Here is a 23,448-nt window from a genome sequence, read left to right as displayed (position 1 = left end):
TTCGAGCAGAGGCTACTGATCCACCGCCAATGGAGCGAGTCAAAACGGAAATTGACCGTCCGTTCCCGGTCACTGCCTCCGTCACGTGCCAATCGGCAACGATCCGAAACCATCCCGAAACCTTCTCTTTCCTCGACGAAAAGAACCGGCCCGCTCCCTCCACACGGCCTGACCTGGCCATGCGGGGAACGGACCGGCGACGAGCCAATTCCGTTGACGACTCTACTGTGAGCGACTCACCGAACGCACTTGACCCTCCTGGTTGTTACTTGGGAGCGCCTACCGGCTTTCCATTCGGAGCGGCCGCGTACCAAGTACCTCCTACGCCCTGACCGTTCGTGTCACCTGGCTTTTTGTCGCCCGAGAAGGTGTAGACGGGCCAGCAGTTCAAGGTCTGCTGCTTGGTTCCGTCGGGCCTTGTGAAGGTCATGTAGCCCTTCAGTGGAATGTTCTGCGTGTCGTTCTTCGCAACCGGAGCGAGTGCGGGCCACTTCTCGGCGCAGGCGCCGACGCAGTTCGACTTGATGGGCCAGGCCGAGTCCTTGAGGAAGCGGTAGACCGTCATGCCGTTCTTGTCGACGACGACCTCACCGAGCTTCGGGTCGTTGCGCGTGGAGAGGCCCTCGAGGTCGGCGGGTTGGGCCCCGGCCTCCTGCTCGGCCTTCTTGTTGGCCTTCTTGCCGTCGGGGGCCGCGGCCCACCAAGTTCCGCCCACTCCCTGGCCCTTGACGTCACCGGCCTTCTTGTCCATCGCGTAGTGGTACATGGGCCAGCCGTCGACCGTCAGCTGCTTCGTGCCGTCGGCGGCGGTGACCTCGCCGAGCAGTGAGGCGTCGACGCCGGGCGCGGCCTTGGCGCCGCTCGCCGGCACGACCGGCCACGCCTTCAGGCAGGTCGCGTCGCAGTTCGACTTGGGCGGTTCGGCGGTGTCCTTGTCGAAGCGGTACAGGGTCATACCGTCGCTGTCGGTGAGCACCTTGCCGAGTTCCTCGCTGTCCCACGAGGCCAGCTGTCCCGCGGACTTGGCCTTGGCCGCGCTCTTGTCGGTGGTGCCCGACGAGCCGTAACCGTCGGAGGACCCGTAGCCGCCTTGCGCATCGGCCGCGCTGCCCACGTTCTGGCCCGTGTCCGCCTGGTCGCCCTGGTCCTGACCGCACGCCGTCGTCAGCGCCAGCAGGGCCGCAGCTGTCGCTACGAGCGAGGCGCTCCGCCAGGAGGTCTTCATCTCAACTCCCGCACATTGCTTGGGTGTTGTGCGAGCCCCGGGTGGGTCGCACATGGCCCTAGGTACGCGCGGCGGTGACGGCTGTGTTCAATGCGGGGGAAGATTTCTTCGGGTGCGGCAGAGGAGTGCCCCGTAAGGCGCAGGTTCCGTAGCAGGCCCGCGCACTCCTGCAAACCCGAATGCTCCCGCGCCCCACCATCGGGGCATTCCGGGTCCGTGTCGGCGTGCCGGGGCCCGCCGCTGCTCAGGATCATGGTCGTGCATCGAACCAAGCGCTCCGGGTCAGCCCTGGTCACCCGCGTCATCGCGGTGCTCGCCACCGCCTGGCTGTGCGGCGCGCCGAGCGCGGCCGCCATCGCCGCACCGCTCGCCGTCCCTGCCGACGCTTGCGCGTACGCCTCCGTCGACGGCGGCTCGTCGGGCGACGCGGTGGCGGTCTCCGGCAGCGGCGTCATCTGCCGCGCGGGCCCCAGCACTCCCCCACCGAAGAAGCCCGCCCCCAAGCCTCCGCCCCCCAAGCCGGCGCCCCCACCACCTCCTCCACCTCCGCCGCCAACACCTCCACCGCCTCCGCCTCCACCTCCGCCGACACCAACACCGACCCCGACGCCTCCCCCACCTCCGCCCCCGGCTCCCGAACCGCCCCCGAAACCACAGCCGAAGCCGACCCCGACCCATACGAAGCCGCCGCCCAGCCCGAAGCCGGTGCACTACCCGGCCTACCGCCCCACCGCCCACCGCGCCCCACCGCGCGGCGGCCCGTCCCTGGTCACGCTCACCCTGCTCATCACAGCGCCCGCGGTGCTCGCCGTCGCCGCGCTGCGCCCCCGCTGAACTTGTTGAACATTTGTGGAGCTGTCGATGTCGGAATGGCTTGTTCTCGCCCTCGCGATGCTCGCGGTCTGCGGTGTCGTCCTCGTCGTCCAGGTCCTGCAGCAGCGCAGGATCGGCGATGACGACGACCCGTCCGAGACTCCCGACGTCATCGAGTACATGACGATGATGATCGGCGTGGTCTATGCGATCGTCCTCGGCCTCGCCATCGCGGGCGTCTGGGAGGGCCGCAGCGCCGCCGAGGACCACGTACGCAACGAGGCGCAGGCGCTGCACGAGGTCAATGAACGCGTCCGGGTCTACCCGGCGGACGTGCGGGACAAGATTCGCGCGGATGTCGACAGGTATGTCAGCCATGTCGTCACCACCGAGTGGGACTCGATGCGCAACGAGGGCGAGCTGACCGCCAAGGGTGACGCGCTGCTGCAGAAGGTGCGCGAGGACGTCACGGACTTCGAGCCGAAGAACGACTTCCAGGCGCAGGCCTACCAGCCGCTGCTCGACCAGGTGACGGCCGCCGACGAGGCGCGCGGAGCCCGCTCGGACTCGACGAGCGCCACGATGCCGGGCGTCGTCTGGTTCGGTCTGATCGTCGGCGCCCTGGTCACCATCGGCATGATCTTCGCGCTGCAGATCAGGCGCACCAAGCGCGAGCTGGTCCTCGCCGGGCTCTTCTCGTCCCTGATCGCGTTCCTGCTCTTCCTGATCTGGGACCTCGACGCGCCGTACAGCCGGGGCGTCGCGGCCACGGCGGAACCGTTCCTGATGCTGTTCCCCGGCGCGAACTGACCGTTTCCTGCTGCGGTTCGCCCCTGCGCGCCGCACGCTGTGGTGCATGACCCGATGGCACGCACCGATCGTCGTCCACCCGCCCGCACCGGCGGGTGGACGGCATGTCTCCGTCCGCGGACAGGCGCTCGGCCTGGCGCACAGCGATACGGACCTGACCGAGCTGCTGCGTCGCGCCGGGTTCGGCGAGTCGGACGTGACGCTGGACGATCCGCACCTCGTGGAGTGGCGCGGCGCGGACCCGCACGTCTGGCACGCCGGCGGTCCGATCGAGCATCAGCACGGCCGGGAAGACACCTGACCGGCCCACATGTGTGCCCCGTTCGTACGACACCGATCGCGGCCGTACGGGGGTGTCCCTAGCGTTTCCGGCATCGAGGTGCCTGTCCCCTGCGCGCGGAAACGGTCCGCTGCCGCTCCTCGTGGACCCCGGAGGAACCCCATGCACGCGATACGCGCCGCATCCGCCGCCGCTCTCTCGCTCACCGCACTGACCCTGACCGCGCCGACGGCGCACGCCGAGGACTCCGACTCGTTCCGGCCGAGCATCTCCCCCACCACGATCGCCGCGGGCGGCAAGGTGACCCTGTCGGCCAGCGGGTGCAAGGGGGGCACCGAAGTGTCGGCCGGGATCTTCGACACCGCCAAGATCGGCCCCGGCGAGGGCCCCCGCACCGTTCCCGTCGACTGGGACGCGAAGCAGGGCGCCGCCTACACCGTGACGTTCACCTGCGACGGCGGCCAGCCCCGCAGGGTCGACCTCACCATCGCCACCGGCCGCCCCGACTCCTCCCCCAGCCCCGTCCCCCAGGGCGTCAAGGCCGGTATCGGTGGCAGCGCCGGTGGGCTCGACCTGCAAGAGGTCGCCCTCGGTGGCGCGCTGATCGCGGGCGCGCTCGGCACCGCGTACGTCGTGGCGCGCCGCCGCACCGGCGACAAGAGCGCCTGACCCGCCCGGCCCCGCCCCATGTCGAACTGGCGCTTCGCGGACGAGGAACGGCCCAGAAGGCGCGCCCCGTGGGGTGTGCTCGCGCTGGTGCTGCTCACCGGGCTCGCACTCGTCCGCAGCGGGTCGGGGGAGTTCGACTCGGGCCCGCCGCAGCCCGCATCTGCGGCAGCCGACGAACGGCGCGCGCCTGAGCCGGCGCAGGCGAAGGCCGCCCGCCCGCTGTCCTTCTCGCCGGTCGACCGGGTCCGGATCCCGGCGATCCGGGTCGACGCACCCGTGACGGAGGTCGGCCTGGACGCGGAGGGCTGGATCGACGCGCCGCCGCCAAAAGAAGCCAATCTGGCGGGCTGGTTCTCGGGCGCGGCGGCGCCCGGCGAGCGGGGCACCGCGGTCGTCGTCGGCCACGTCGACAACGCACGCGGCCCCGCCGTCTTCTACGGCCTGGGCTCGCTGCGCGAGGGCCACCACGTGGAGATCCGCCGCAAGGACGGCAGGACGGCCGTCTTCCGGGTCTACGGGGTCGAGGTGTTCGCGAAGTCCCGCTTTCCTGGCCGCAAGGTCTATCGCTCGCACAGCACACCCGAGCTGCGGCTCATCACGTGCGGCGGCCACTTTTCGAAGCGTGACGGTTACGAGGGGAATGTCGTGGCGTTCGCGCGCCTGGTGTCGACGCGCTGACGTCACATCACAGATGTCACGTCACAGGTCTCACGCCCGGATGTCGCGTCACACGCCGTACGGGCGCGGAACCGTCATCCGGTACCCGGCGTCTAGCAGGCGCGGCAGGTAGCTGCGTACGGCGGTGAGTGTCTGGGAGCGGTCGCCTCCCGCGTCGTGGTTGAGCACGATCACGCCGGGGGCCGCCCGGTTCACGACCCGCGAGATCACCGTCGGGGCCCCGGGGTTGTCCCAGTCGAGCGAGTCCACGGTCCAGGCCAGGGGCTCCATGCCGAGTTCGGTCCCCAGCTCGAAGACGTTCCGGTTCCACGCACCGTAGGGCGCCCGGAACCAGAGCGGAGGCTCGCCGATGGTCCTCTCGATGAGCTCGCAGGTGCGCTCGATCTCGGCGCGGATCCGCGTTCTGTCCAGCTTCAGGAGCAGGGGGTGCGTCCACGTGTGGTTGCCGATGACGTGTCCTTCGTCGACCATCCTGCGCAGCAGGTCGGGGCTTTCCCGCGCCCTGTCGCCGCACACGAGGAAGGTCGCGCGCACGTCGTGTGCGCGCAGGATCCGCAGGATCTCGGGGGTGTACGCGGGGTCGGGTCCGTCGTCGAAGGTGAGCGCCATGGCGCGGTCGCCGGGATCGGTGCCGAGGCTCAGGATGGGCGCCTTGCGCACCTTCAGGGCCGCGCGCCGCGGACCGCCCGGTCCGGCCATCGGGCGCAGCCGGTACGTGGACGGCTCGCGTACGGGTCGGGCGGCCCCGCCCGCCGGGTCCGGGGCGGCGCCCTGCCGGTCGGGTCCCGCGCAGCCGGTGAGCGCGGCCAGGCCGACGGCGGTGACGCCGCGCAGCAACGCGCGCCGTCCCGTGGTGTCCTGATGCTTTGTCATGATTAATGCGTGACACGGCACGCGGGCGCCGCGCACGGAACCACCGGATGGGACGCGGGAAAGCACCTGATCGGCGGCTTCTCGGTTAACCTCTGCCGCGTGACCGAAGATCAACCACATCAGTTCGAACGTGGCACCGACGGACCGAAAGTGATCGTCGTCGGTGTCGACGGATCCGATTCCTCGTTCCGCGCGGCGGCCTACGCAGGGGGCCTGGCCCGCAGGCAGCACGCGCTGCTCGCCGTGGTCTACGTGCAACCCGTGATGACGAGCGGGGCCGCGCTCGGGGTGCCCGTCGCCGAGACGACCGACGAGATCGCGGAGGGGCTCATCGCCTACATCCGCGAGGCCACGGAGCGGGTCAAGGGCATATACGACGTGCGCTGGGAGTTCCACACCTTCCGCGGCGACCCGTTCAACGGCCTGGTCACGGCCGCCGACGAGTTGAAGGCGGACGCGGTGGTGGTCGGTGCATCGGAACAGGCGGGACACCGCATCGTCGGCTCGGTCGCCGTACGCCTGGTGAAGGCGGGCCGCTGGCCGGTCACGGTCGTCCCCTAAAAATTTCCGTGGGTGCGCCAACGGCGCTGCTGTCTTCCGTACCTGCCGCCACAGCGGCATCATGATCGGCCGTCAGCCGTCGTCGCAGCAGCGAAGAGGTGAGGTCCCCATGACCGTCCCCCCGAAGATCTCGAGAGGGCAGGGCGTACTGCGCCGTAAGCCCATCGAGCAGATCGAGGACACGGAGTCCGGCGGAAAGCTCACCCGCTCCCTCGGCCTGTGGCAGCTCACCGCGATCGGCGTCGGCGGCATCATCGGCGCGGGCATCTTCACCCTCGCCGGCACCGTCGCGAACGGTACGGCGGGGCCCGCGGTCCTCATCTCGTTCCTCATCGCGGGTGTCGCGAGCGCGGCCGCGGCCCTCTCGTACGCCGAGTTCGCCGGGATGATCCCGAAGGCCGGGTCCGCGTACACGTACGGCTACGCCGTGCTCGGCGAGATCGTCGGCTGGTTCATCGGCTGGGACCTGCTCCTGGAGTACACGGCGATCGTCGCGGTCGTCGCCATCGGTATCTCCGGCTACTTCAGCTTCCTGCTGGGCGAGATGGGTGTCGACCTGCCCAGCTGGATGCTGGGCGCGCCGGGCACCGGCGGCGGCCACAAGGTCGACCTGTTCGCCGCGGCGCTGTGTCTGCTCATCGCGTGGCTGCTGAACATGGGCATGAAGAACGCGGCCCGCTTCGAGACCTTCGTGGTCATCCTCAAGGTCCTCGTCGTGCTGCTCGTCATCGGCGTCGGCGTCTTCCACATCAACTCGGACAACTACACGCCGTTCTTCCCGTTCGGCGTCAGCGGCGCGTTCACGGGCGCGGCCACGGTCTTCTTCGCGGTCTTCGGCTACGACGCCATGTCGACGGCGGCCGAGGAGTCGAAGGACGCGCAGCGCCACATGCCGAAGGCGATCATCTACTCGCTCATCATCTCGATGATCCTGTACGTGCTCGCCTGCCTCGTCCTGACCGGCATGCAGAACTACAAGGACATCGACCCGGAGAGCGGGTTCTCGACCGCGTTCAAGTCGGTGGGCCTGAGCGGCCTCGCGGACGTGATCGCGGTGGGCGCGATCATCGGCATCCTCACCGTGATGTTCACGTTCATGATGGGCGTCACGCGCGTGTGGTTCGCCATGTCGCGCGACGGCCTGCTGCCGAAGTGGTTCGCGAAGACCCACCCGACGCGGCACGTGCCGACCCGCGTGACGTGGATCGTCGGCGTCGCCTCGGCGCTCATCGCCGGGTTCCTGCCGATCGGCGAGGCAGCCGAACTCACCAACATCGGCATCCTGTTGGCGTTCGTCGTGGTCTGCGTCGCGGTGATCGTGCTGCGCTACCGCCAGCCGGAGCTGCCGCGCTCCTTCCGCACGCCGGCCATGCCGTTCGTGCCCGTCCTGGGCATCATCTTCTCGATCTGGCTGATCACGTTCCTGCAGTGGCAGACGTGGGTGCGGTTCGCCGTGTGGTTCCTGATCGGTCTGGTCATCTACTTCGGCTACTCCTACCGGAAGTCCGAATTGGCCCGTACATCCGACTGATTCGGCTGATTCCGCACTGGCCCGCCGGGGCTCCACCCGTCCCGCTCGCCGCACCGCTCGTCGAGGGCTTCGCCCCGCCCGCCGCACATCCCCGCGCGTCCCCTGGGCGCGCGGGGCGTGCTGCGTTGCCATACGCCCATGACGACGGCGCTCACGACACCCACGACGACGGAGGAGGACCTCGCCCAGGTCCAGCGGGAGCACGGCGGCCCGCTGTTCTCGTTCCTGCTGCGCCTGTGCGACGGTGACGCCCAGCGCGCGGAGGACCTGGTCCAGGAGACGTACGTACGCGCCTGGCAGCATCCGGAGGCCCTCGACCCGCGCTACGAGTCGGTGCGGCCCTGGCTGTTCACGGTCGGGCGGCGGCTCGCCATCGACGCCCGCAGGGCCCGGCTCTCGCGGCCCGCCGAGGTGGGCGACGCCGTCCTGGAGAACGCCCGCGTGTGCGCGGACCACGCGGAGCGTTCTGCGGCCGCGCTCGACGTGCGGGAGGCCGTGGCGACCCTCTCCCCCGAACACCGTGCCGTGCTGCTCGAGGTCTACTTCAAGGGCGCCAGTGTGGCGGAAGCCGCACGCGCACTCGGCATCCCCACCGGTACCGTGAAGTCCCGTGCGTATTACGCGTTGCGGGCGTTGCGGCGCGTTCTTCCGGGTTATGCATCCGACCTGCGATGAAACCGAGGGCCGGGTCAAGCATCGGTAAAGCGCCTTGCTCCGCACCCCCTTTCCTCGATTGAGTAATCCGCTGTCCTCCCCGGTGAGTTGAGACGGGTGGTCCGGGGGCCGGAGCAGCACGCGGACCGGAGGAAGGCAGGAAGGCGATGCGGTACGGGAGCGATGAGGGCACGGACGGCATGTCCGGCGCCGAGGGTGGACCGGGCGGCGGACTCGTCGTCCCCATGGCGTGGTTGTACGCGGAGTACATCGCGGACGAGTTGTTGCGGACGGGCGACCTGATGCCCCCCACGTCCTTCGAGTTCAAGGCGGGGCGGGACGCGCTCGCGCTGACGATCTTCCTGTCCGACGCGGGCGACGAACTGTCCGGGATCCGCGTCGTGTCCCAGCTGGAGAACTGGCTGTCGCTCACGGCGTACGACCAGCCGTGGCAGTCGTGGGTGCGGGACCGCTTCACGGAGCGGCTCGACCAGGACGCGCTCGCGCGGCGGCCCTCGCCCGACCTGCTGCTCGCCGAGGCGGCGTGGAGATGGCTGGAGGAGACCGAGCTGCTCGCCCCCGACCTGGACGCGGTGCCCGTGCCGGACGAGGAGGACGGGCCGCAGGTGTGGACTCCGGCGTGGCAACTCGGGTTACCGCTCGGCCACTTGGCGATCTCGCTGTTCTAGACCTCGCGCTCGTAAGAGGTCTACGGCGCGTACACGCCCGCCCGGTACTTCGGGATGCGGATCGTGATCTTCATGCCCGCACCCTCCGCGGTCTCGATCACCAGGCCGTACGCGTCGCCGAAGACCTGGCGCAGGCGTTCGTCGACGTTCGACAGGCCGATGCCGTGCCCCTGGCCGCCCTCGCCGCGCAGGATCGCCCGGAGTTCGCCGGGGTTCATGCCGACGCCGTCGTCCTCGATGACGACCTCGGCCTCGGCTCCCGCGTCGGTGGCGCCGATCGAGATACGGCTGCGGGTGACGGCGCCCTCCAGGCCGTGCTTGACCGCGTTCTCGACGAGCGGCTGCAGACAGAGGAACGGCAGAGTGACCGGGAGGACCTCCGGGGCGATCTGCAGGGTGACGGAGAGCCGGTCGCCGAAGCGGGCGCGTACCAGCGCCAAGTACTGGTCGATGGAGTGGAGTTCGTCGGCGAGCGTGGTGAAGTCGCCGTGGCGGCGGAACGAGTAGCGGGTGAAGTCGGCGAATTCCAGGAGGAGTTCGCGGGCCCGCTCGGGGTCCGTACGGACGAACGAGGCGATCGCCGCGAGGGAGTTGAAGATGAAGTGCGGGGAGATCTGCGCGCGCAGCGCCTTGATCTCCGCCTCGATGAGACGGGTGCGGGAGCGGTCCAGTTCGGCGAGTTCGAGCTGGACCGACACCCAGCGGGCGACCTCGTCGGTGGCGCGGGCGAGCACCGCGGACTCGCGGGCCGCGTAGGCGACGACCGCCCCGAGCACCCGGCCGTCCGCGACCACGGGCGCCGCCACCGCCCACCGCAGCGGGCAGTCGTCGTTCGGGCAGCCGCAGCCGAACGCGGCGCTGCGGCCACCGGCCAGCACCGGGCCCACCCGCTCCATCACCTGGGCGGCGTGGGCGTGTTCGGCCGCACCGTCCCAGGCGAGGACGGTGGAGCGGTTGGTGACGGCGAGGGCGTCGGTGCCGAGCAGCGTGCGCAGGCGGCGCGCGGACTTGCGGGCGGTGTCCTCGGTGAGGCCCGCGCGCAGCGCCGGGGCGGCGAGCGAGGCGGTGTGCAGGGTCTCGAAGGTGGCGCGCTCCACGGGCGTGCCGACGTCGCTGCGTCCGTCGGGGTGCGCGGTGCGCCGCCCGAGCAGGAATCCGGCGCCGAGCAGGAGGGGGCACAGGGCGATGAGGACCGCGGTGACGGTGCCGCTCACTCGGGATCGCCTCCCGTCTCCCCCGCACGCGCCCGGGGCGGCTGGCCGCCCAGCGCGTCGAGACCGCGTCCTGACGCCCCCAGCGACTCCGAGAGGTGCAGCCGCGTCATCGTCGCCGTCGTGTGCGGCGGGATCGCGTCCCGCGTGGCCAGGGACACCAGGATCATCGCCAGGAAGCCGACCGGCACCGACCACACGGCCGGCCAGGCGAGCAGCGTGTGCAGCCAGCCGGACGTGACAGGTCCTGCCACCGTCAGCGTCACCGCGACCAGGGCGGAGCCGCCGCCGAGGAACAGGCCCGCGAGGGCGCCCGGCGGGGTGAGACGGCGCCACCAGATGCCCAGGATGAGCAGCGGGCAGAACGAGGACGCCGACACCGCGAACGCCATGCCGACCGCGTCCGCGACCGGCACTCCGTCCACCAGGAGCGCCCCGCCGAGCGGCATGGCGATCGCGAGCAGCACGGCGAGCCGGAAGTGCCGTACGCCGCGCGCCTGCAGCACGTCCTGGCTGACGACCCCGGCGACCGCCATCGTCAGCCCCGACGCGGTGGACAGGAACGCCGCGAACGCGCCGCCCGCCACCAGCGCGCCGAGGAGGTCGCCCGCCACCCCGTCGAAGACCCGCCCCGGCAGCAGCAGCACCGTGGCGTCGGCGTCCTGGGTGGCGGTGAGTTCGGGCGCGTACAGGCGGCCCAGCCAGCCGTACACAGGCGGCAGCAGATAGAAGAGGCCGATCAGGGCGAGGACCACGACGGTGGTGCGGCGGGCCGCGCGGCCGTTGGGGCTGGTGTAGAAGCGGACGACGACGTGCGGCAGGCCCATCGTGCCCAGGAACGTGGCCACGATCAGGCCGTACGTGGCGTAGAGCGGATGGTCGGCGCGGCTGGTGGCGAGCGGCTGGCCCGCGCCGACCCCGGCGGACGGCGGGGCGAGGGTCGCGGCCTCCGGTGGCGGGGCGCCCTGGCCGTGCCAGGCCAGCAGGAGAAAGAAGGCGGGCACCAGGAGGGCCGTGAGCTTGAGCCAGTACTGGAAGGCCTGGACGAAGGTGATCGAGCGCATGCCGCCCGCCGCGACCGCGAGCACCACGACCGCGGCGACGAGCGTCGCCCCGAACCAGCGGGGCGCTCCCGTGAGGATCTGCAACGTGAGGCCCGCGCCCTGGAGCTGGGGCACCAGGTACAGCCAGCCCGCCCCGACCACGAACAGGCTGACCACGCGCCGCACTTGGCGGGATTCGAGCCGGCCCTCGGCGAAGTCGGGCAGCGTGTACGCGCCCGAGCGGCGCAGCGGCGCCGCGACGAAGACGAGCAGCACCAGATAGCCGGCCGTGTATCCGACCGAGTACCAGAGCATGTCCGGGCCGTGGATGAGGAGCAGCCCGGCGATGCCGAGGAAGGAGGCGGCCGAGAGGTACTCGCCGCTTATGGCCGCCGCGTTGAGCCGGGGTCCTACCGTGCGGGACGCCACGTAGAAGTCGGACGTCGTGCGGGAGACGCGCAGGCCGAAGCCGCCGATGAGGACGGTGGCGAGGACGACGACGGCCACCGCCGTGATCGCGTACGCCTCGTTCACGGCGCTCCGTGGTCGTGCGCGTCGGCCGGGCGGCCGCGTACGAGGTCGGCGAAGTCGCGCTCGTTGCGCTCGGCGCGGCGTACGTACCACCAGGCGATGAGTACGAGGAAGGGGTAGCAGCCGAAGCCGAGGACGAGCCATTGGACGGGTGCGTTGCGCAGGGCGCCGAAGAACAGCGGCAGGGCCGCGACGGGGACCGCGAGGAGCATGAACGCGGTGATTCCTGCGCGGAGTTGGCTGCGCATGAGGGAGCGGACGTAGGCGGCGCCGAGGGTGGTCTGTTCGTCGATCTCCCATTGCGTACGGAGGCCTGCCGGGCCGGGGGGTTGGCGGGGTTCGCCGGTCACGGTTTCGCGTTGCGGGGGATCGGGCACGGGCGGAGTTTAGGCAGGTGGGGTGGGCTGGGGGAAGGGGTGGCTCGCGGTTCCACGGGGGTGCGGTCGCGGGGCTCTGCCCCGGACCCCGCTGCTCAATCGCCGCAGGGGCTTGATTTTGCTGGACCGGCGCCGGAGCTAGATTTGCTCGGCCCGCGCCGAAGCTTGAATTGCTCGACCCGCGCCGGAAGAGGCTACGGTCTGCGCATCAGCAGTTCTCGTACCCGGCTCGCATGTCTGCGGCTTACCGCGATCTCCGCCGAGCCGACCCGGACCGTCATTCCGCCGCCGTCGAGGCGGAGTTCGTCGATGCGGTGGAGGGCGACGAGGTGGCTGCGGTGGACGCGGACGAAGCCGAGTTCCTGCCAGCGTTCCTCCAGGGTGCTGAGCGGTATCCGCACCAGGTGGCTGACGCCGTCCTCCGTGTGCAGGCGCGCGTAGTCGCCCTGCGCCTCGGCGTAGATGATGTCGGAGATGGCCACGAGCCGGGTGATGCCGCCGAGTTCGACGGGGATGCGGTCGGCGACGGTGGCCGGGGGCGGGGCACTGACCACGCGTTCGGCGACCCGGCTCACGGCCTCGGCGAGGCGCTCGCGGCGCACCGGCTTGAGGACGTAGTCGACGGCCTTCAGGTCGAAGGCCTTCACCGCGAAGTCCTCGTGAGCGGTGACGAAGACGACGAGCGGGGGCCGCGCGAAGCCCGCGAGCAGCCGCGCCACGTCGAGTCCTGTCAGGCCCGCCATCTGGATGTCGAGGAAGAGGACGTCGATGGCCCCGTCCCCGCCGGGCCCCTCCTCCAGGGCGCGGCCGATGCGGCGCAGCGCCTCGTTGGCGTCGGTGGCGCCCTCGGCGCTGCGTACGCGCGGGTCGGCCCGCAGGAGGTACAGGAGTTCGGCGAGGGCGGGTTCCTCGTCGTCGACGGCCAGTGCGCGCAACATGCCGCGGAGTGTAATCGCGCGGTCGCTTGAATGAATCAGCCGCCTCCTGCGTACCGGTAACCGACAGACGGAGGAAGGCATGTGGTCCCTGGAACGGCATCGCGACGTAGGCGCCTACGCGCTGGGGGTTCTCGACCCCGCGGAACGCTTCCGCTTCGAGGACCATCTGCCCGAGTGCGCCACGTGCGCGTCCCTGGTCGGTGAACTGGCGCCCACGACCGGTGTGTTGGCCGTGTACGCGCGGGCGACGCCGCCGTGTGTGGAGGCGTTCGCCCGCCCGGCGCCCACGTTCCTCGACCGGGCCGTGGATCGGCTCGGCGCGCTGCACCGCAGGGCGCGGCGCCGGCTGTGGGGTGCGGCCGTCGCGGCGGTGCTGGTGCTCGCGGCGACGGGGCAGGGAGTCGCGCTGCTCACCGGGATCGGTACGGGTCCCGGGCACACGGCGACGCTGCGCGGCCACGACGCGGGGACCGGTGTGGCGGCGACCGTGACGGCGGACGACCGGGACTGGGGAACACAAGTGGGCCTGGACGTCCGGGACTCGGGCGGGCCGCGGGTGTGCGAGCTGGTCGCGGTGGGCCGGGACGGTTCGGAGCAGACGGTGGGGACGTGGACGGTACGCGGGGACGAGGTGGCGCTGGACGGCGGGGTGGCGGCGCGGCCCGCGGACCTCGATCGGTTCGAGGTGCGGGCGGACGACGGGGTGCCGCTGCTGTCGCTCCCGATGCGCTGAGCCCCTATTTGAGCAGTCGTGACATCCGCCGGTCCGCGAGCGGCTTGCCGCGCGTCTGGCAGGTCGGGCAGTACTGGAGCGCGCTGTCGCTGAAGCTGACCTCGCGGACCGTGTCCCCGCACACGGGGCACTTCTCCCCGGCCCGCCCGTGCACGCGAAGCCCGCTCTTCTTCTCAGCCTTGAGCTTCCCGGCGGCGACCCCGCGCGAGCGCTCGACGGCTTCGGTCAGCGTCGTGCGCATCGCCTCGTACAGCGTGTGCACGTCCTCTGCGCTCAGCCCGGACGTCGGTTTGAACGGGGACATGCGGGCGGCGTGCAGGATCTCGTCGCTGTAGGCGTTGCCGATGCCCGCGATGAGCGACTGGTCGCGCAGGGCGCCCTTGATCTGGCGCCGCTCGCCTTTCAGCAGTTCGGCAAAAGCCGCCTCGTCGAAGTCGTCCGCGAGCGGGTCGGGTCCGAGGCGGGCGATGCCGGGGACGTCCCCGGGGTCGCCGACCACGTACACGGCGAGCTTCTTCGTGGTCCCGGCCTCGGTGAGGTCGAAGCCCTCGCCGGTCTCCAGGGCGATGCGCAGCGCGAGCGGTCCCTTGCCCGGTTTCGGCGGCCCGTCGGGGAGGCGCTCCTTCCAGTGCAGCCAGCCCGCGCGGGCCAGATGCGTGACCAGGTGGGGGCCGTCCCCGGTGCTCACGTCCAGGAACTTGCCGTGCCGCGCCACGGCCGTGACGGTGCGGCCCTCCAGGGCGGTGGGCGGCGGGTCGTACGTCTTCAGGACGCTCACCGCGACCGGCAGGACGCGCACGATATCGCGTCCCACCAGGTGCTCGGTGAGGAAGTCCTTGAGCGCTTCGACCTCGGGGAGCTCCGGCATGTCCGTCAGCCTCTCACTCGCGCGTGGGCACCACGAATTCGCACCAGACGCACTTGCCCCCGCCGCGCGCCTCCACGCCCCACACGTCGGCGAGCTGGTCGACGAGGAACAGGCCGCGTCCCGATACGCCGTCCTCGCCCGCCTCGCGGCGGCGCGGCAGGGCGCTGGAGGTGTCCTCCACGTCGACCCTGAGTCTTCGGTCGGCGCCGGTGAGGACGCGCAGGGTGACGATGGCGGGGCCTTCGGTGTGCATGAGGGCGTTGGTGATCATCTCGTCGGCGACGAGTTCGATCTCGTCGGCGTTCTCCTTCGCTCCCCAGGCGCGGACGGCGTGCCGGATCATGTGGCGGGCGGCCTTCAGCGCCTCCGGGTCGCCGGGCGGCACGTGTTCGGTGAGTCGGCTGCCGCTCTGCACCGCGCCCGCGCCGCGGCGGCGCAGGAGCAGCAGCGCCACGTCGTCCTCGACGTCGCGTTCCTCGCACGACGCGACGAGCCGGTCCGCGAGCAGGTCGAGGTCGTCGGGGCCCGTGCCGATGAGCGTGGTGAGGGTCTGGAGCCCGTCGTCGAGGTCGGCGCCCGGCTGTTCGACGAGGCCGTCGGTGCACATCACCAGCGCCTCACCGGGGTCGAGTTCGGCGGTGGTCACCGGGTATTCGAGCCGCCCGAACTCGGCCGACAGGCCGAGCGGGAGCCCGCCCTCCACCGCGAGCCTGCGGCAGTTTCCGCCGGTCAGGCGCAGCAGCGGGTCGAGGTGTCCGGCCCGGACGAGCTGGACGACGCCGGTCGACAGGTCGGCCTCCGCGTACAGGCAGGTCGCGAAGCGGTCGGTGTCGAGTTCGTGCAGGAAAGAGGAGGCGCGGGCCATGACGGTGGCGGGCGTGTGGCCCTCGGCTGCGTAGGCGCGCAGCACGATGCGCAGCTGGCCCATGACGGCGGCGGCGTGCGTGTCGTGTCCCTGTACGTCGCCGATGACCGCGCCGACGCGGCCGCCGGGCAGCGGGATCACGTCGTACCAGTCGCCGCCGATGTCCCGGCCGAGCGAGGCCGCGCGGTAGCGGACGGCGAGGTCGGCGCCCGGCACGTTCGGGATGGTGCGCGGCAGCATGGCCTGCTGGAGGCCCTGGGCGAGGTCCTTCTCCTGCTCGTAGAACATGGCGCGCTGGAGGCTCTGCGCGATGCTGCTGCCGAGCGCGACCATGACGTTGCGCTCGGAGTCCGTGAAGCCCTGGCGGTCGTGGAAGAGCAGGCCGACGACGCCGATGGGCCTGGCCTGCGCGATGAGCGGCAGGTAGGCGGCCGAGGTGATCTCCATGTGGGCGATCCGCGGCCACAGCTCGGGGTAGTCGGCGGCGAACTCCTGCGGTGACTCGATGAAGCGGGGCTGGAGGGTGCGCACGGCCTCGCTCATCGGATACGGGTCGTCGACGCGGGTGGTGTGGATGCCCGGAACGAAGGTGCCCTGGGGCCCCTCGGCGACGAGGTGGATGCGCCCGGACCTGACGAGGCCCATGACGAAGCTGGCCGAGCCGCGTTGGTCGACGCCGTGGGTGTCGCGCAGCACGTCGATGACGTCCTGGACGGTGCGGGCGTGCGCGAGGGCGGCCGTGGTGTTCTGCACGACGCCGGTGTCGCCGCTCCGGAGGGCTCGCCGGGCCTCACGCTCGGCGTGCACGGTGGCGTCGTTCAGCTCGTCGGTGGCGTCGCGGACGATGCCCACGATGCGGCGCGGGCGGCCGTGCTCGTCGCGTCGGATGTAGCCGCGCGTGTGGGTCCAGCGCATCTCGCCCGTGCGGGTGCGGATGCGGAAGTACGTCCCGTAGGTCTCCTCGCCGCTCTTCAGGGCCCTCGCCACGAGGCTGTCGAGCCGCCCGCCCTCACTGACCGGCACCCGCAGGGCCAGGGTCTCCGGGTTGCCGTCGTACTCCTCGGGGCGCAGGTCGAAGACCTCGTGGGCCTGGGCGTCCATCGCCATGAGGCCGGTGTCGAGGTCCCAGTCGAAGCTGCCCATACGCAGGCCCCGGCCGTAGGCCTCCAGAAATCCGCGTGGGGAGTCCTCCGGGCCCTCCCCGCCTGGGGCGTTCCCGGACTCCTCGCCGCCCCCGTTACCCGCGCCCATGGGCCCCACGCTAGGCCGAGCCCCCTTCGCCCGCACGTCGTGACCTTGGCGGGAAACGGGGCACACACTGGTGGCATGGACTGGTTCGACGCTACGGACTACTGGCTCGCACGCCTGGTGTTCCAGCGGGGCCTCGCGGCGCTCTACCTCGTCGCGTTCGTGGCGGCGGCGCTCCAGTTCAGGGCGCTGCTCGGGGAGCGCGGGCTGACGCCGATCCCCCGGTTCGTGGCGCGCGTGCCGTGGCGGGCCGCGCCCTCGCTGTTCCGCCTGCACTACTCGGACCGGTTCTTCGCCGGGTGCGCGTGGGGCGGCGCGGTGGTGGCGGCCGGGCTGCTCGCGGGGGTGGACGGGCTAGTGCCGCTGTGGGCGGCGATGCTGCTGTGGCTGGTGCCGTGGGCGCTGAATCTGTCGATCGTGAACGTGGGCCAGACCTGGTACGGCTTCGGCTGGGAGTCGCTGCTCCTGGAGGTCGGCTTCCTGGCGGTGTTCCTGGGGAACGACGAGGTGGCGCCGCCGGTCCTGGTGCTGTTCCTGCTGCGCTGGGTGCTGTTCCGGCTGGAATTCGGGGCCGGACTGATCAAGATTCGGGGCGACGCGTGCTGGCGGAAGCTGACCTGCCTCGACTTCCACCACGAGACGCAGCCGATGCCGAACCCGCTGAGCTGGTTCTTCCACCACCTGCCGCGCCCGCTGCACCGGGTGGAGGTCGCGGCCAACCATGTCACCCAGCTGGCGGTCCCCTTTCTCCTCTTCACGCCGCAGCCGGTCGCCACCTGGGCGGCGGCCCTGATGATCGTCACTCAGCTGTGGCTGGTCGCCTCGGGCAACTTCGCGTGGCTGAACTGGCTCGCGATCGCCCTGGCGGCCTCCGCGCTCGACCTGTCCGCGCTGCACACACCGCCCGCGCTCCCCGAGGCGCCGCTCTGGTACGAGATCGTGGTCATCGCCCTCACGGCGGGGGTGGCGGCGCTCAGCTACCGGCCGGTGCGCAATCTGCTCTCGCGCCGCCAGTCCATGAACCGCTCCTACGACTCCCTGCACCTGGTCAACACGTACGGGGCGTTCGGCTCGGTCGGGCGGGTCCGGCAGGAGATCGTGATCGAGGGCACGGCGGAGGAGGTGCCGCGCCCCGAATCGGGCTGGCTGGCCTATGAGTTCAAGGGGAAGCCGGGCGATCCGCGCCGGCTGCCGCGCCAGTTCGCGCCGTACCATCTGCGGCTCGACTGGATGATGTGGTTCGCCGCGCTGTCGCCCGCGTACGCCAGATCCTGGTTCCAGGGCCTGGTCGAGCGACTCCTGGAGGGCGACCGGGACACGCTGCGACTGCTGCGCCACTCCCCCTTCCCCGCCGACGCGCCGCCCGTGCACATCCGGGCGCGCGTGTACCGCTACCGCTTCACGTCGTGGCGGGAGCTGCGGGAGACGGGGGCGTGGTGGGAGCGGACCTACGTACGGGAGTTCCTGCCGCCGACCCGGCTGAGGTAGACGCGGCGGGCGGTGTCCCCGAAGATGTGCGGGTCCGCTCCGCCCACCAACTCCCGTGATATGTCGACGACTTGTTGATAGGTGGCCGCGAGCGTGCACACCGGCCAGTCGGAGCCGAACATCACGCGGGCGGGGCCGAAGGCGTCGATGACCGTGTCCGCGTACGGCCGCAGATCGTCGACGGTCCAGCCCGCCCAGTCGGCCTCGGTGACCATGCCGGAGAGCTTGCAGACGGTGTTGGGGAGCGCGGCGAGCGCGCGCACGTCGCCCCGCCAGGGGTCGAGCTCCCCCGATGCGATCGGCGGCTTGCCCAAGTGGTCGAGCACAAAGGTGAGTTCGGGGTGTTCGGCGGCGGCCTTCACGCAGGCCGGCAGCTGGTGCGGCAGGACCAGCAGGTCGTAGACGAGCCCGGCGTCCGCGACGGCGGCTAGCCCGCGCCGCACTTCGGAGCGGAGCAGCCACTCGGGGTCGGGCTCGCCCTGCACCTGGTGCCGGATGCCCACCAGGTGCCGCCCGCCCGGCAGCTCCCGCAGCCGCTCCAGGGTGTCGCCGACGTCGGGCCGGGTCAGATCGGTCCAGCCGACGACCCCCGCGACGAGGTCGCTGCGCTCGGCGAGCGCCAGGAACTCGGGCGTCTCCTCGGCGACGCTGACCGTCTGTACGAGCACGGTGGCGTCGACACCGGCCGCCCGCAGGTCGGGGGCCAGGTTGTCGAGGGTGAACGTGCGGCGTATCGGCGCGAGTTCGGGTCCGGTGATCCAGTCCTGGTCGCGTACGGAGAGGTCCCAGACGTGGTGGTGCGCGTCGACTGTTCCGGGTGTCACGGCAGCTCCCATGCGACGGGCAGTCCGGCGTCGGCGCCTTCGGCGGAGTAGTCGTGGGCGACGTCGAGGAGTTCGTCCATGCGGGCCTGCCAGGCGATGTTCACCGGCAGCTTGTCGAGTTCGGCGAGCATGCGGGCGTAGTCCTCGCACTCGATGACGTGGAACAGGTCGGTGCCGCTGCGCCAGATCGTCCACTTCCGGGCGCCCGCCGCCCGGATCGCGGCGACGAGTTCCTCAGGCACCTCCCGGTGGGCGGCCTCGTACTCGTCGATCAGGTCGGCGCGGACCTTGGTGTGCAGGGCGACTCTCACGTGTGCGGCTCCTGTTCCGAAGGTACGGGCACGTCGGCCGGGAGGAGGTGCCGGTCGCGGGCCTCCTGCCAGAACGCGGCGGGCACCGGGGTGGTGAACTGCTGTGCCGTGTCGGCGACTTCGGCGGCCGAGCGGGTGCCGACGAGCACGCTCGTGACGCCCGGGTGACCGAACGGGAAGGCGAGCGCGGCGGCGCGCAGGGTCGTGCCGTGGCGCTCGGCGAGGTCCTTGAACCGCCTCGCGCGGCGGAGGACCTGGGGCGAGGCCAGGGCGTAGTCGAAGGTGCCGCCCTGCTTGGGGTCGGCGAGCAGTCCGGAGTTGAAGACGCCGCCGACGACGACGGAGACGCCGCGTTCGGCGGCGGTGGGCAGCAGCAGCTTCAGGGCGCGCTGGTCGAGGAGCGAGTAGCGGCCGGCGCACAGCACCACGTCGACATCGGTTTCGCGGACGAAACGGGACAGCATCGCGGACTGGTTCATGCCCGCACCGATGGCGCCGATGAGCCCTTCGCCGCGCAGCCGCTCCAGCTCCGGGTAGGCCTCGCCGAACGCCTCCTTCGCGTGGTCGTCGGGGTCGTGGATGTAGGCGACGTCGATGCGGTCGAGCCCGAGGCGGCCGAGGCTCTCCTCGATGGAGCGGCGCACCCCGGCAGCGCTGAAGTCCCACACCCGGCGCGCGGTGGCGGGCACCGCGAAGCCGTGTGCACTGTCGTCGCCCACGGCCTCCCCGTTCGCGGACCGTTCGAGCAGGCGGCCGACCTTGGTGGACAAGGTGTACGAACCCGTGGGCCGGGTGCGCAGAAACTCGCCGATCCGGCGCTCGGACAGGCCGAGGCCGTAGTGCGGCGCCGTGTCGAAGTAGCGCAGGCCCGCGTCCCAGGCCGCGTCCAGGGCGAGGTACGCCTCTTCGTCGCGGACGGGCGTGTAGAGGTTGCCGATGCCCGCGCCGCCGAAGCCGAGTGCGGTGACCGGGACTTCGCCGCGGCCGAGTGTGCTGGTGCGCATGCGGATCACTGTTCCACGGGGCGAAGGCGCAGCCCCTGCATGCCGCCGTCCACGGCGACGGACGTGCCGGTCGTCGCGCCGGACAGGGGGCTCGCCAAGTGGGCGATGGCGCCCGCGACTTCGGCGGCGGAGACCAGGCGCCCGGTGGGCTGGCGGGCTTCGAGGGCGGCGCGTTCGGCGGCCGGGTCGTCCGCCTTGTCGAGGAGTCGGCCGACCCAGGGGGTGTCGGCGGTGCCGGGGTTGACGCAGTTGGCGCGGATGCCCTCGCGTATGTGGTCGGCGGCCATGGCGAGCGTGAGGGAGAGGACCGCGCCCTTGGACGCCGCGTACAGGGCCCGCTGCGGGAGCCCCGCCGTGGCGGCGATGGAGCAGGTGTTGACGATCGCCGCGTGCTCGGAGTCCCGCAGCTTGGGGAGCGCGGCCCGGGCGACGCGGACCATCCCGATGACGTTGACGTCGAGGACCCGGTGCCATTCGGCGTCGTCGTTGTCGGCGACGGTGCCCTGGGCGCCGATGCCCGCGTTGTTGACGAGTACGTCGAGCCCGCCGAGGTCGCGGGCCGCCGCGGCCACGGCGGCCCGCACCGCGGCGTCGTCGGTGACATCGGCGGCGTATCCGCGCAGCGGCTTCTCCACGTCGGTGATGTCGCGGTCGAGCACCGCGACGTCGGCGCCGCGCGCGGCGAGCAGCTCGGCGGTGGCCCGGCCGATGCCGGAGGCGCCGCCCGTGACGAGGGCCTTCAGGCCCGCGAAGTCCTGGACGCTCTGGACGCTGGCATCGCTCATGCGGCGGCTCCGTTCGGGTCGGTGGATCCGGGAGCTTCGGTGGATCCGGGTGCTTGCGTAGCGAGGTCCTTCGCCCAGAACTCGCCGTCCGGGTAGGTGAATTCGGCGATGGACGAGGCGTGCATGGTGGCGGAGAACCCGGGGGCCGCCGGGGCGGCGTAGTGGCCCTGGCGGACGACGACCGGGTCGACGAAGTGCTCGTGCAGATGGTCGACGTACTCGATGACACGGTCCTCGGTGGTGCCCGTCAGGGCGACGAAGTCGAACATCGACAGGTGCTGGACGAGCTCGCACAGGCCCACGCCGCCCGCGTGCGGGCACACGGGGACGCCGAACTTCGCGGCGAGCAGGAGGATCGCCAGGTTTTCGTTGACGCCGCCGACGCGCGCGGCGTCGATCTGCAGGATGTCGATGGAGCCTGCCTGGAGAAGCTGCTTGAAGACGACGCGGTTCTGCACGTGTTCGCCCGTGGCGACCTTCACCGGGGCGACGCCCCGACGGATCGCCGCGTGGCCCAGGATGTCGTCCGGGCTGGTCGGCTCCTCCACCCAGTACGGCTCGAACTCGGCGAGGGCGTTGGTCCATTGGACGGCGTCGCCGACGTTCCACCGCTGGTTGGCGTCGACGGCCATGCGGATGTCCGGGCCGACGACCGCGCGGGCGGTGCGGCAGCGGCGGATGTCGTCGTCGAGGTCGGCGCCGACCTTCAGCTTGATCTGGGTGAAGCCGTCGGCGACGGCCTGCCGGGCGAGGCGGGTGAGCTTCTCGTCGCTGTAGCCGAGCCAGCCGGGAGAGGTGGTGTAGCCGGGGTAGCCGCGCTCGACGAGGCGCGCGGTGCGGTCGGCGGCGCCCTGCCGCCCCAACTGAAGGAGCTCCAGGGCCTCTTCGGGGGTGAGGGCGTCGGCGATGTAGCGGAAGTCGACCTGAGACACCAGCCACTCGGGGTCCGCCTCGGCGAGCAGCCGCCACAGCGGTTTGGCGGCGCGCTTGGCGGTGAGGTCCCAGGCCGCGTTGACGACGGCGCCGATCGCCATGTGCATCACGCCCTTCTCGGGCCCGAGCCAGCGCAGTTGACTGTCGCCGATCAGGTCGCGGTTGAGGCTGCCGGGGTCGGCGCACAGCGCGTCGAGCGGGCGGCCGACGACGTGGTGGCTCAGCGCGCGGATCGCGGCGACCTGGACGTCGTTGCCGCGCCCGATGGTGAAGGTGAACCCGTGCCCCTCGTGTCCGTCGGGGTCGTCGGTGCGCAGCACGACGTACGCGGCGGAGTAGTCGGGGTCGGGGTTCATGGCGTCGGAGCCGTCCAGCTCCCGGGAGGTCGGGAACCGGATGTCGTACGTGTCGACGGCGGTGACGCGGGGCGAGGTGGAGGACACGTGCTGCCTTTCGGGCGGGGGCGGAGGCACTGCGACTGCGGGGTCAGTCCTGGGCGCGGCCGGTGGTGACACGGGCGACCATGAGGGCGAGCAGGATGATTCCGCCGTAGATGGCCTGGATCCAGAAGGACGGCACCTGGGCGAGGGTCAGCATGTTCTGTACGACACCGAGCAGGAGTACGCCGGTCAGGGCGCCGAACATGGTGCCCTTGCCGCCGTCGAGGCTGATGCCTCCGATGACCGCGGCGGCGAACACCGTGAAGATCATGTTGTTGCCCTGGTTGGCGCTGATGGCACCCACGTATCCGGTCTGCATGATGCCGCCGACGGAGGCGAGGACACCCGCGACCACGAAGACACCGAGCATGACGCGCTCGACGCGGATGCCCGCGGCGCGCGCGGCCTCGGCGTTGCCGCCGATCGCGTACAAGGCGCGGCCCACGCGGTGGTACTTGAGGATGAGCCCAGCGACGCCGAACGCGATCGCGGCGAACCACACCGACATCGGGACCCGCAGGAACGTGGAGGTGGCGAGCGCGAAGAACGCGTCGGGCATTCCGAACAGTGTCTTGCCCTTGGTCGCCCCGACGAGCAGTCCGCGCAGCACGATCAGCATCGCGAGCGTCACGATGAACGCGTTGAGCTTCAGCTTGACGACGAGCACACCGTTGAAGGCGCCGATGCAGGCTCCGGCCACGAGCACCGCCAACAGCGAGACGGCGACGGGGAATTCGGTCCCGAACCCGGACTGCGCGACGGGCAGCACGAGCAGGGCGCCGAAGGCCGGCGCGATGCCGACGACCGATTCCAGCGACAGGTCGAACTTGCCGCTGATGAGCACGAGCGACTCGGCGAGCACCACCATCGCGAGGGCGGCGGAGGAGCCGAGGATGGAGATGATGTTCTGCTCGGTGAGGAACGAGTCGTTGAGGACCGCGCCGAGGATCAGGAGCAGCAACAGGGCGGGTACGAGGGCGAGTTCGCGGGCGCGGCGGATGAGGACGTTCCGGGCTGACCCGCGCTGTTTCGCCTGCCCTGTCGCCGACACCTCGGGGCTCTGCCC

General features: G+C 71.3%; 25 protein-coding genes. 11 read left to right on the top strand and 14 right to left on the bottom strand.

Annotation, left to right across the window (positions count from 1 at the left end; genetic code table 11):
• Positions 1 to 265: 265 nt before the first annotated feature.
• On the bottom strand, positions 266 to 1,225 hold the full coding sequence (locus OG746_RS22890; RefSeq protein ID WP_266717376.1) for an SCO0930 family lipoprotein: 960 nt from the start codon (positions 1,223 to 1,225) through the stop codon (positions 266 to 268).
• 252 nt (positions 1,226 to 1,477) lie between these two features.
• On the opposite strand from OG746_RS22890, the gene OG746_RS22885 reads away from it, so the two are divergent.
• The 5 genes from OG746_RS22885 to OG746_RS22865 all read left to right on the top strand — a co-directional run bounded on the left by OG746_RS22885 (position 1,478) and on the right by OG746_RS22865 (position 4,475).
• A complete protein-coding gene (locus tag OG746_RS22885; RefSeq protein WP_266717374.1) occupies positions 1,478 to 2,059 on the top strand; it encodes a hypothetical protein in 582 nt (193 codons plus the stop codon).
• A 27-nt stretch (positions 2,060 to 2,086) separates the two neighbouring features.
• Positions 2,087 to 2,848, top strand: coding sequence for a bestrophin-like domain (locus OG746_RS22880; protein ID WP_266717372.1), 762 nt, complete (start codon positions 2,087 to 2,089; stop codon positions 2,846 to 2,848).
• Positions 2,849 to 2,894: 46 nt separating this feature from the next.
• Positions 2,895 to 3,149: a hypothetical protein gene (locus tag OG746_RS22875; RefSeq protein ID WP_266717370.1), complete on the top strand. Its 255-nt coding sequence runs from the start codon at positions 2,895 to 2,897 to the stop codon at positions 3,147 to 3,149.
• A gap of 141 nt (positions 3,150 to 3,290) precedes the next feature.
• Positions 3,291 to 3,797, top strand: a complete 507-nt coding sequence (locus tag OG746_RS22870; protein WP_266717368.1) for a hypothetical protein — start codon at positions 3,291 to 3,293, stop codon at positions 3,795 to 3,797.
• Between the two features lie 18 nt (positions 3,798 to 3,815).
• Positions 3,816 to 4,475 (top strand): class F sortase, encoded by a 660-nt coding sequence (locus OG746_RS22865; protein ID WP_266717366.1) that lies wholly within the window; start codon positions 3,816 to 3,818, stop codon positions 4,473 to 4,475.
• A 48-nt stretch (positions 4,476 to 4,523) separates the two neighbouring features.
• Here OG746_RS22865 and OG746_RS22860 read toward each other — a convergent pair whose 3' ends face one another.
• Positions 4,524 to 5,348: a polysaccharide deacetylase family protein gene (locus OG746_RS22860; protein ID WP_266717364.1), complete on the bottom strand. Its 825-nt coding sequence runs from the start codon at positions 5,346 to 5,348 to the stop codon at positions 4,524 to 4,526.
• 99 nt (positions 5,349 to 5,447) lie between these two features.
• Here OG746_RS22860 and OG746_RS22855 point away from each other — a divergent pair, with 99 nt between their 5' ends.
• The 4 genes from OG746_RS22855 (at position 5,448) to OG746_RS22840 (ending at position 8,783) form a co-directional block, all read left to right on the top strand.
• The gene (locus OG746_RS22855; protein WP_266717362.1) at positions 5,448 to 5,909 is read left to right on the top strand and encodes a universal stress protein; all 462 of its coding nucleotides are present in this window, start codon (positions 5,448 to 5,450) and stop codon (positions 5,907 to 5,909) included.
• Positions 5,910 to 6,018: 109 nt separating this feature from the next.
• Complete coding sequence (locus tag OG746_RS22850; RefSeq protein WP_266717360.1) at positions 6,019 to 7,440, top strand: amino acid permease; 1,422 nt, start codon at positions 6,019 to 6,021, stop codon at positions 7,438 to 7,440.
• Between the two features lie 138 nt (positions 7,441 to 7,578).
• Positions 7,579 to 8,115, top strand: a complete 537-nt coding sequence (locus OG746_RS22845; protein ID WP_266717358.1) for a sigma-70 family RNA polymerase sigma factor — start codon at positions 7,579 to 7,581, stop codon at positions 8,113 to 8,115.
• Positions 8,116 to 8,261: 146 nt separating this feature from the next.
• Positions 8,262 to 8,783 (top strand): hypothetical protein, encoded by a 522-nt coding sequence (locus tag OG746_RS22840; protein ID WP_404073213.1) that lies wholly within the window; start codon positions 8,262 to 8,264, stop codon positions 8,781 to 8,783.
• A gap of 20 nt (positions 8,784 to 8,803) precedes the next feature.
• Here the strand turns inward: OG746_RS22840 and OG746_RS22835 are convergent, their stop codons facing one another.
• The 4 genes from OG746_RS22835 to OG746_RS22820 all read right to left on the bottom strand — a co-directional run bounded on the left by OG746_RS22835 (position 8,804) and on the right by OG746_RS22820 (position 12,883).
• A complete protein-coding gene (locus OG746_RS22835; RefSeq protein ID WP_266717356.1) occupies positions 8,804 to 9,997 on the bottom strand; it encodes a sensor histidine kinase in 1,194 nt (397 codons plus the stop codon).
• Positions 9,994 to 11,571, bottom strand: coding sequence for a sodium/solute symporter (locus OG746_RS22830; RefSeq protein WP_266717354.1), 1,578 nt, complete (start codon positions 11,569 to 11,571; stop codon positions 9,994 to 9,996). The genes OG746_RS22835 and OG746_RS22830 overlap by 4 nt, the downstream gene beginning before the upstream one ends.
• A complete protein-coding gene (locus tag OG746_RS22825) occupies positions 11,568 to 11,918 on the bottom strand; it encodes a DUF485 domain-containing protein (RefSeq protein WP_266719126.1) in 351 nt (116 codons plus the stop codon). The genes OG746_RS22830 and OG746_RS22825 overlap by 4 nt, the downstream gene beginning before the upstream one ends.
• 221 nt (positions 11,919 to 12,139) lie before the next feature.
• On the bottom strand, positions 12,140 to 12,883 hold the full coding sequence (locus tag OG746_RS22820) for a LytR/AlgR family response regulator transcription factor (RefSeq protein WP_266717352.1): 744 nt from the start codon (positions 12,881 to 12,883) through the stop codon (positions 12,140 to 12,142).
• 79 nt (positions 12,884 to 12,962) lie between these two features.
• Here OG746_RS22820 and OG746_RS22815 point away from each other — a divergent pair, with 79 nt between their 5' ends.
• Entirely contained in the window at positions 12,963 to 13,616 is a 654-nt protein-coding gene (locus tag OG746_RS22815; RefSeq protein ID WP_266717350.1) for a zf-HC2 domain-containing protein, read from the top strand.
• Positions 13,617 to 13,620: 4 nt separating this feature from the next.
• Here the strand turns inward: OG746_RS22815 and OG746_RS22810 are convergent, their stop codons facing one another.
• Both OG746_RS22810 and OG746_RS22805 read right to left on the bottom strand, forming a co-directional pair.
• Entirely contained in the window at positions 13,621 to 14,484 is an 864-nt protein-coding gene (locus OG746_RS22810) for an Fpg/Nei family DNA glycosylase (protein WP_266717348.1), read from the bottom strand.
• A gap of 13 nt (positions 14,485 to 14,497) precedes the next feature.
• Positions 14,498 to 16,600, bottom strand: coding sequence for a SpoIIE family protein phosphatase (locus OG746_RS22805; RefSeq protein ID WP_266717346.1), 2,103 nt, complete (start codon positions 16,598 to 16,600; stop codon positions 14,498 to 14,500).
• Between the two features lie 75 nt (positions 16,601 to 16,675).
• Here OG746_RS22805 and OG746_RS22800 point away from each other — a divergent pair, with 75 nt between their 5' ends.
• A complete protein-coding gene (locus tag OG746_RS22800; protein WP_266717344.1) occupies positions 16,676 to 18,085 on the top strand; it encodes a lipase maturation factor family protein in 1,410 nt (469 codons plus the stop codon).
• Here the strand turns inward: OG746_RS22800 and OG746_RS22795 are convergent.
• From OG746_RS22795 to OG746_RS22770, 6 genes are read right to left on the bottom strand one after another with little or no spacing between them, the layout of a single operon-like run.
• Positions 18,046 to 18,921 (bottom strand): amidohydrolase family protein, encoded by an 876-nt coding sequence (locus OG746_RS22795; RefSeq protein WP_266717342.1) that lies wholly within the window; start codon positions 18,919 to 18,921, stop codon positions 18,046 to 18,048. The genes OG746_RS22800 and OG746_RS22795 overlap by 40 nt on opposite strands.
• The gene (locus tag OG746_RS22790) at positions 18,906 to 19,220 is read right to left on the bottom strand and encodes an L-rhamnose mutarotase (RefSeq protein ID WP_266717340.1); all 315 of its coding nucleotides are present in this window, start codon (positions 19,218 to 19,220) and stop codon (positions 18,906 to 18,908) included. The genes OG746_RS22795 and OG746_RS22790 overlap by 16 nt, the downstream gene beginning before the upstream one ends.
• Positions 19,217 to 20,224, bottom strand: coding sequence for an aldo/keto reductase (locus OG746_RS22785; protein ID WP_266717338.1), 1,008 nt, complete (start codon positions 20,222 to 20,224; stop codon positions 19,217 to 19,219). Before OG746_RS22785 ends, OG746_RS22790 begins: the two co-directional genes overlap by 4 nt.
• Before the next feature lie 5 nt (positions 20,225 to 20,229).
• Positions 20,230 to 21,009 (bottom strand): SDR family NAD(P)-dependent oxidoreductase, encoded by a 780-nt coding sequence (locus tag OG746_RS22780; protein ID WP_266717336.1) that lies wholly within the window; start codon positions 21,007 to 21,009, stop codon positions 20,230 to 20,232.
• A complete protein-coding gene (locus OG746_RS22775) occupies positions 21,006 to 22,385 on the bottom strand; it encodes an L-fuconate dehydratase (RefSeq protein ID WP_266717334.1) in 1,380 nt (459 codons plus the stop codon). The genes OG746_RS22780 and OG746_RS22775 overlap by 4 nt, the downstream gene beginning before the upstream one ends.
• Positions 22,386 to 22,428: 43 nt before the next feature.
• The gene (locus OG746_RS22770; protein WP_266717332.1) at positions 22,429 to 23,433 is read right to left on the bottom strand and encodes an ABC transporter permease; all 1,005 of its coding nucleotides are present in this window, start codon (positions 23,431 to 23,433) and stop codon (positions 22,429 to 22,431) included.
• Positions 23,434 to 23,448: the final 15 nt, after the last annotated feature.

Source organism: Streptomyces sp. NBC_01016, from assembly GCF_026341035.1.
GTDB lineage: Bacteria > Actinomycetota > Actinomycetes > Streptomycetales > Streptomycetaceae > Streptomyces.
Note: the sequence above shows the minus strand (reverse complement) of the source record. Positions and strands in the feature narration are given on the sequence as shown.

What these genes read in the sequence shown, in the direction of transcription:
- OG746_RS22865 (WP_266717366.1), top strand. Translation starts at nt 3,816, where the DNA reads ATGTCGAACTGGCGCTTCGCGGACGAGGAACGGCCCAGAAGGCGCGCC.
- OG746_RS22870 (WP_266717368.1), top strand. Translation starts at nt 3,291, where the DNA reads ATGCACGCGATACGCGCCGCATCCGCCGCCGCTCTCTCGCTCACCGCA.
- OG746_RS22780 (WP_266717336.1), bottom strand. Translation starts at nt 21,009, where the DNA reads ATGAGCGATGCCAGCGTCCAGAGCGTCCAGGACTTCGCGGGCCTGAAG.
- OG746_RS22820 (WP_266717352.1), bottom strand. Translation starts at nt 12,883, where the DNA reads ATGTTGCGCGCACTGGCCGTCGACGACGAGGAACCCGCCCTCGCCGAA.
- OG746_RS22805 (WP_266717346.1), bottom strand. Translation starts at nt 16,600, where the DNA reads ATGGGCGCGGGTAACGGGGGCGGCGAGGAGTCCGGGAACGCCCCAGGC.
- OG746_RS22795 (WP_266717342.1), bottom strand. Translation starts at nt 18,921, where the DNA reads ATGGGAGCTGCCGTGACACCCGGAACAGTCGACGCGCACCACCACGTC.
- OG746_RS22880 (WP_266717372.1), top strand. Translation starts at nt 2,087, where the DNA reads ATGTCGGAATGGCTTGTTCTCGCCCTCGCGATGCTCGCGGTCTGCGGT.
- OG746_RS22890 (WP_266717376.1), bottom strand. Translation starts at nt 1,225, where the DNA reads ATGAAGACCTCCTGGCGGAGCGCCTCGCTCGTAGCGACAGCTGCGGCC.
- OG746_RS22860 (WP_266717364.1), bottom strand. Translation starts at nt 5,348, where the DNA reads ATGACAAAGCATCAGGACACCACGGGACGGCGCGCGTTGCTGCGCGGC.
- OG746_RS22785 (WP_266717338.1), bottom strand. Translation starts at nt 20,224, where the DNA reads ATGCGCACCAGCACACTCGGCCGCGGCGAAGTCCCGGTCACCGCACTC.
- OG746_RS22810 (WP_266717348.1), bottom strand. Translation starts at nt 14,484, where the DNA reads ATGCCGGAGCTCCCCGAGGTCGAAGCGCTCAAGGACTTCCTCACCGAG.
- OG746_RS22885 (WP_266717374.1), top strand. Translation starts at nt 1,478, where the DNA reads ATGGTCGTGCATCGAACCAAGCGCTCCGGGTCAGCCCTGGTCACCCGC.
- OG746_RS22875 (WP_266717370.1), top strand. Translation starts at nt 2,895, where the DNA reads ATGACCCGATGGCACGCACCGATCGTCGTCCACCCGCCCGCACCGGCG.
- OG746_RS22815 (WP_266717350.1), top strand. Translation starts at nt 12,963, where the DNA reads ATGTGGTCCCTGGAACGGCATCGCGACGTAGGCGCCTACGCGCTGGGG.
- OG746_RS22800 (WP_266717344.1), top strand. Translation starts at nt 16,676, where the DNA reads ATGGACTGGTTCGACGCTACGGACTACTGGCTCGCACGCCTGGTGTTC.
- OG746_RS22845 (WP_266717358.1), top strand. Translation starts at nt 7,579, where the DNA reads ATGACGACGGCGCTCACGACACCCACGACGACGGAGGAGGACCTCGCC.
- OG746_RS22850 (WP_266717360.1), top strand. Translation starts at nt 6,019, where the DNA reads ATGACCGTCCCCCCGAAGATCTCGAGAGGGCAGGGCGTACTGCGCCGT.
- OG746_RS22840 (WP_404073213.1), top strand. Translation starts at nt 8,262, where the DNA reads ATGCGGTACGGGAGCGATGAGGGCACGGACGGCATGTCCGGCGCCGAG.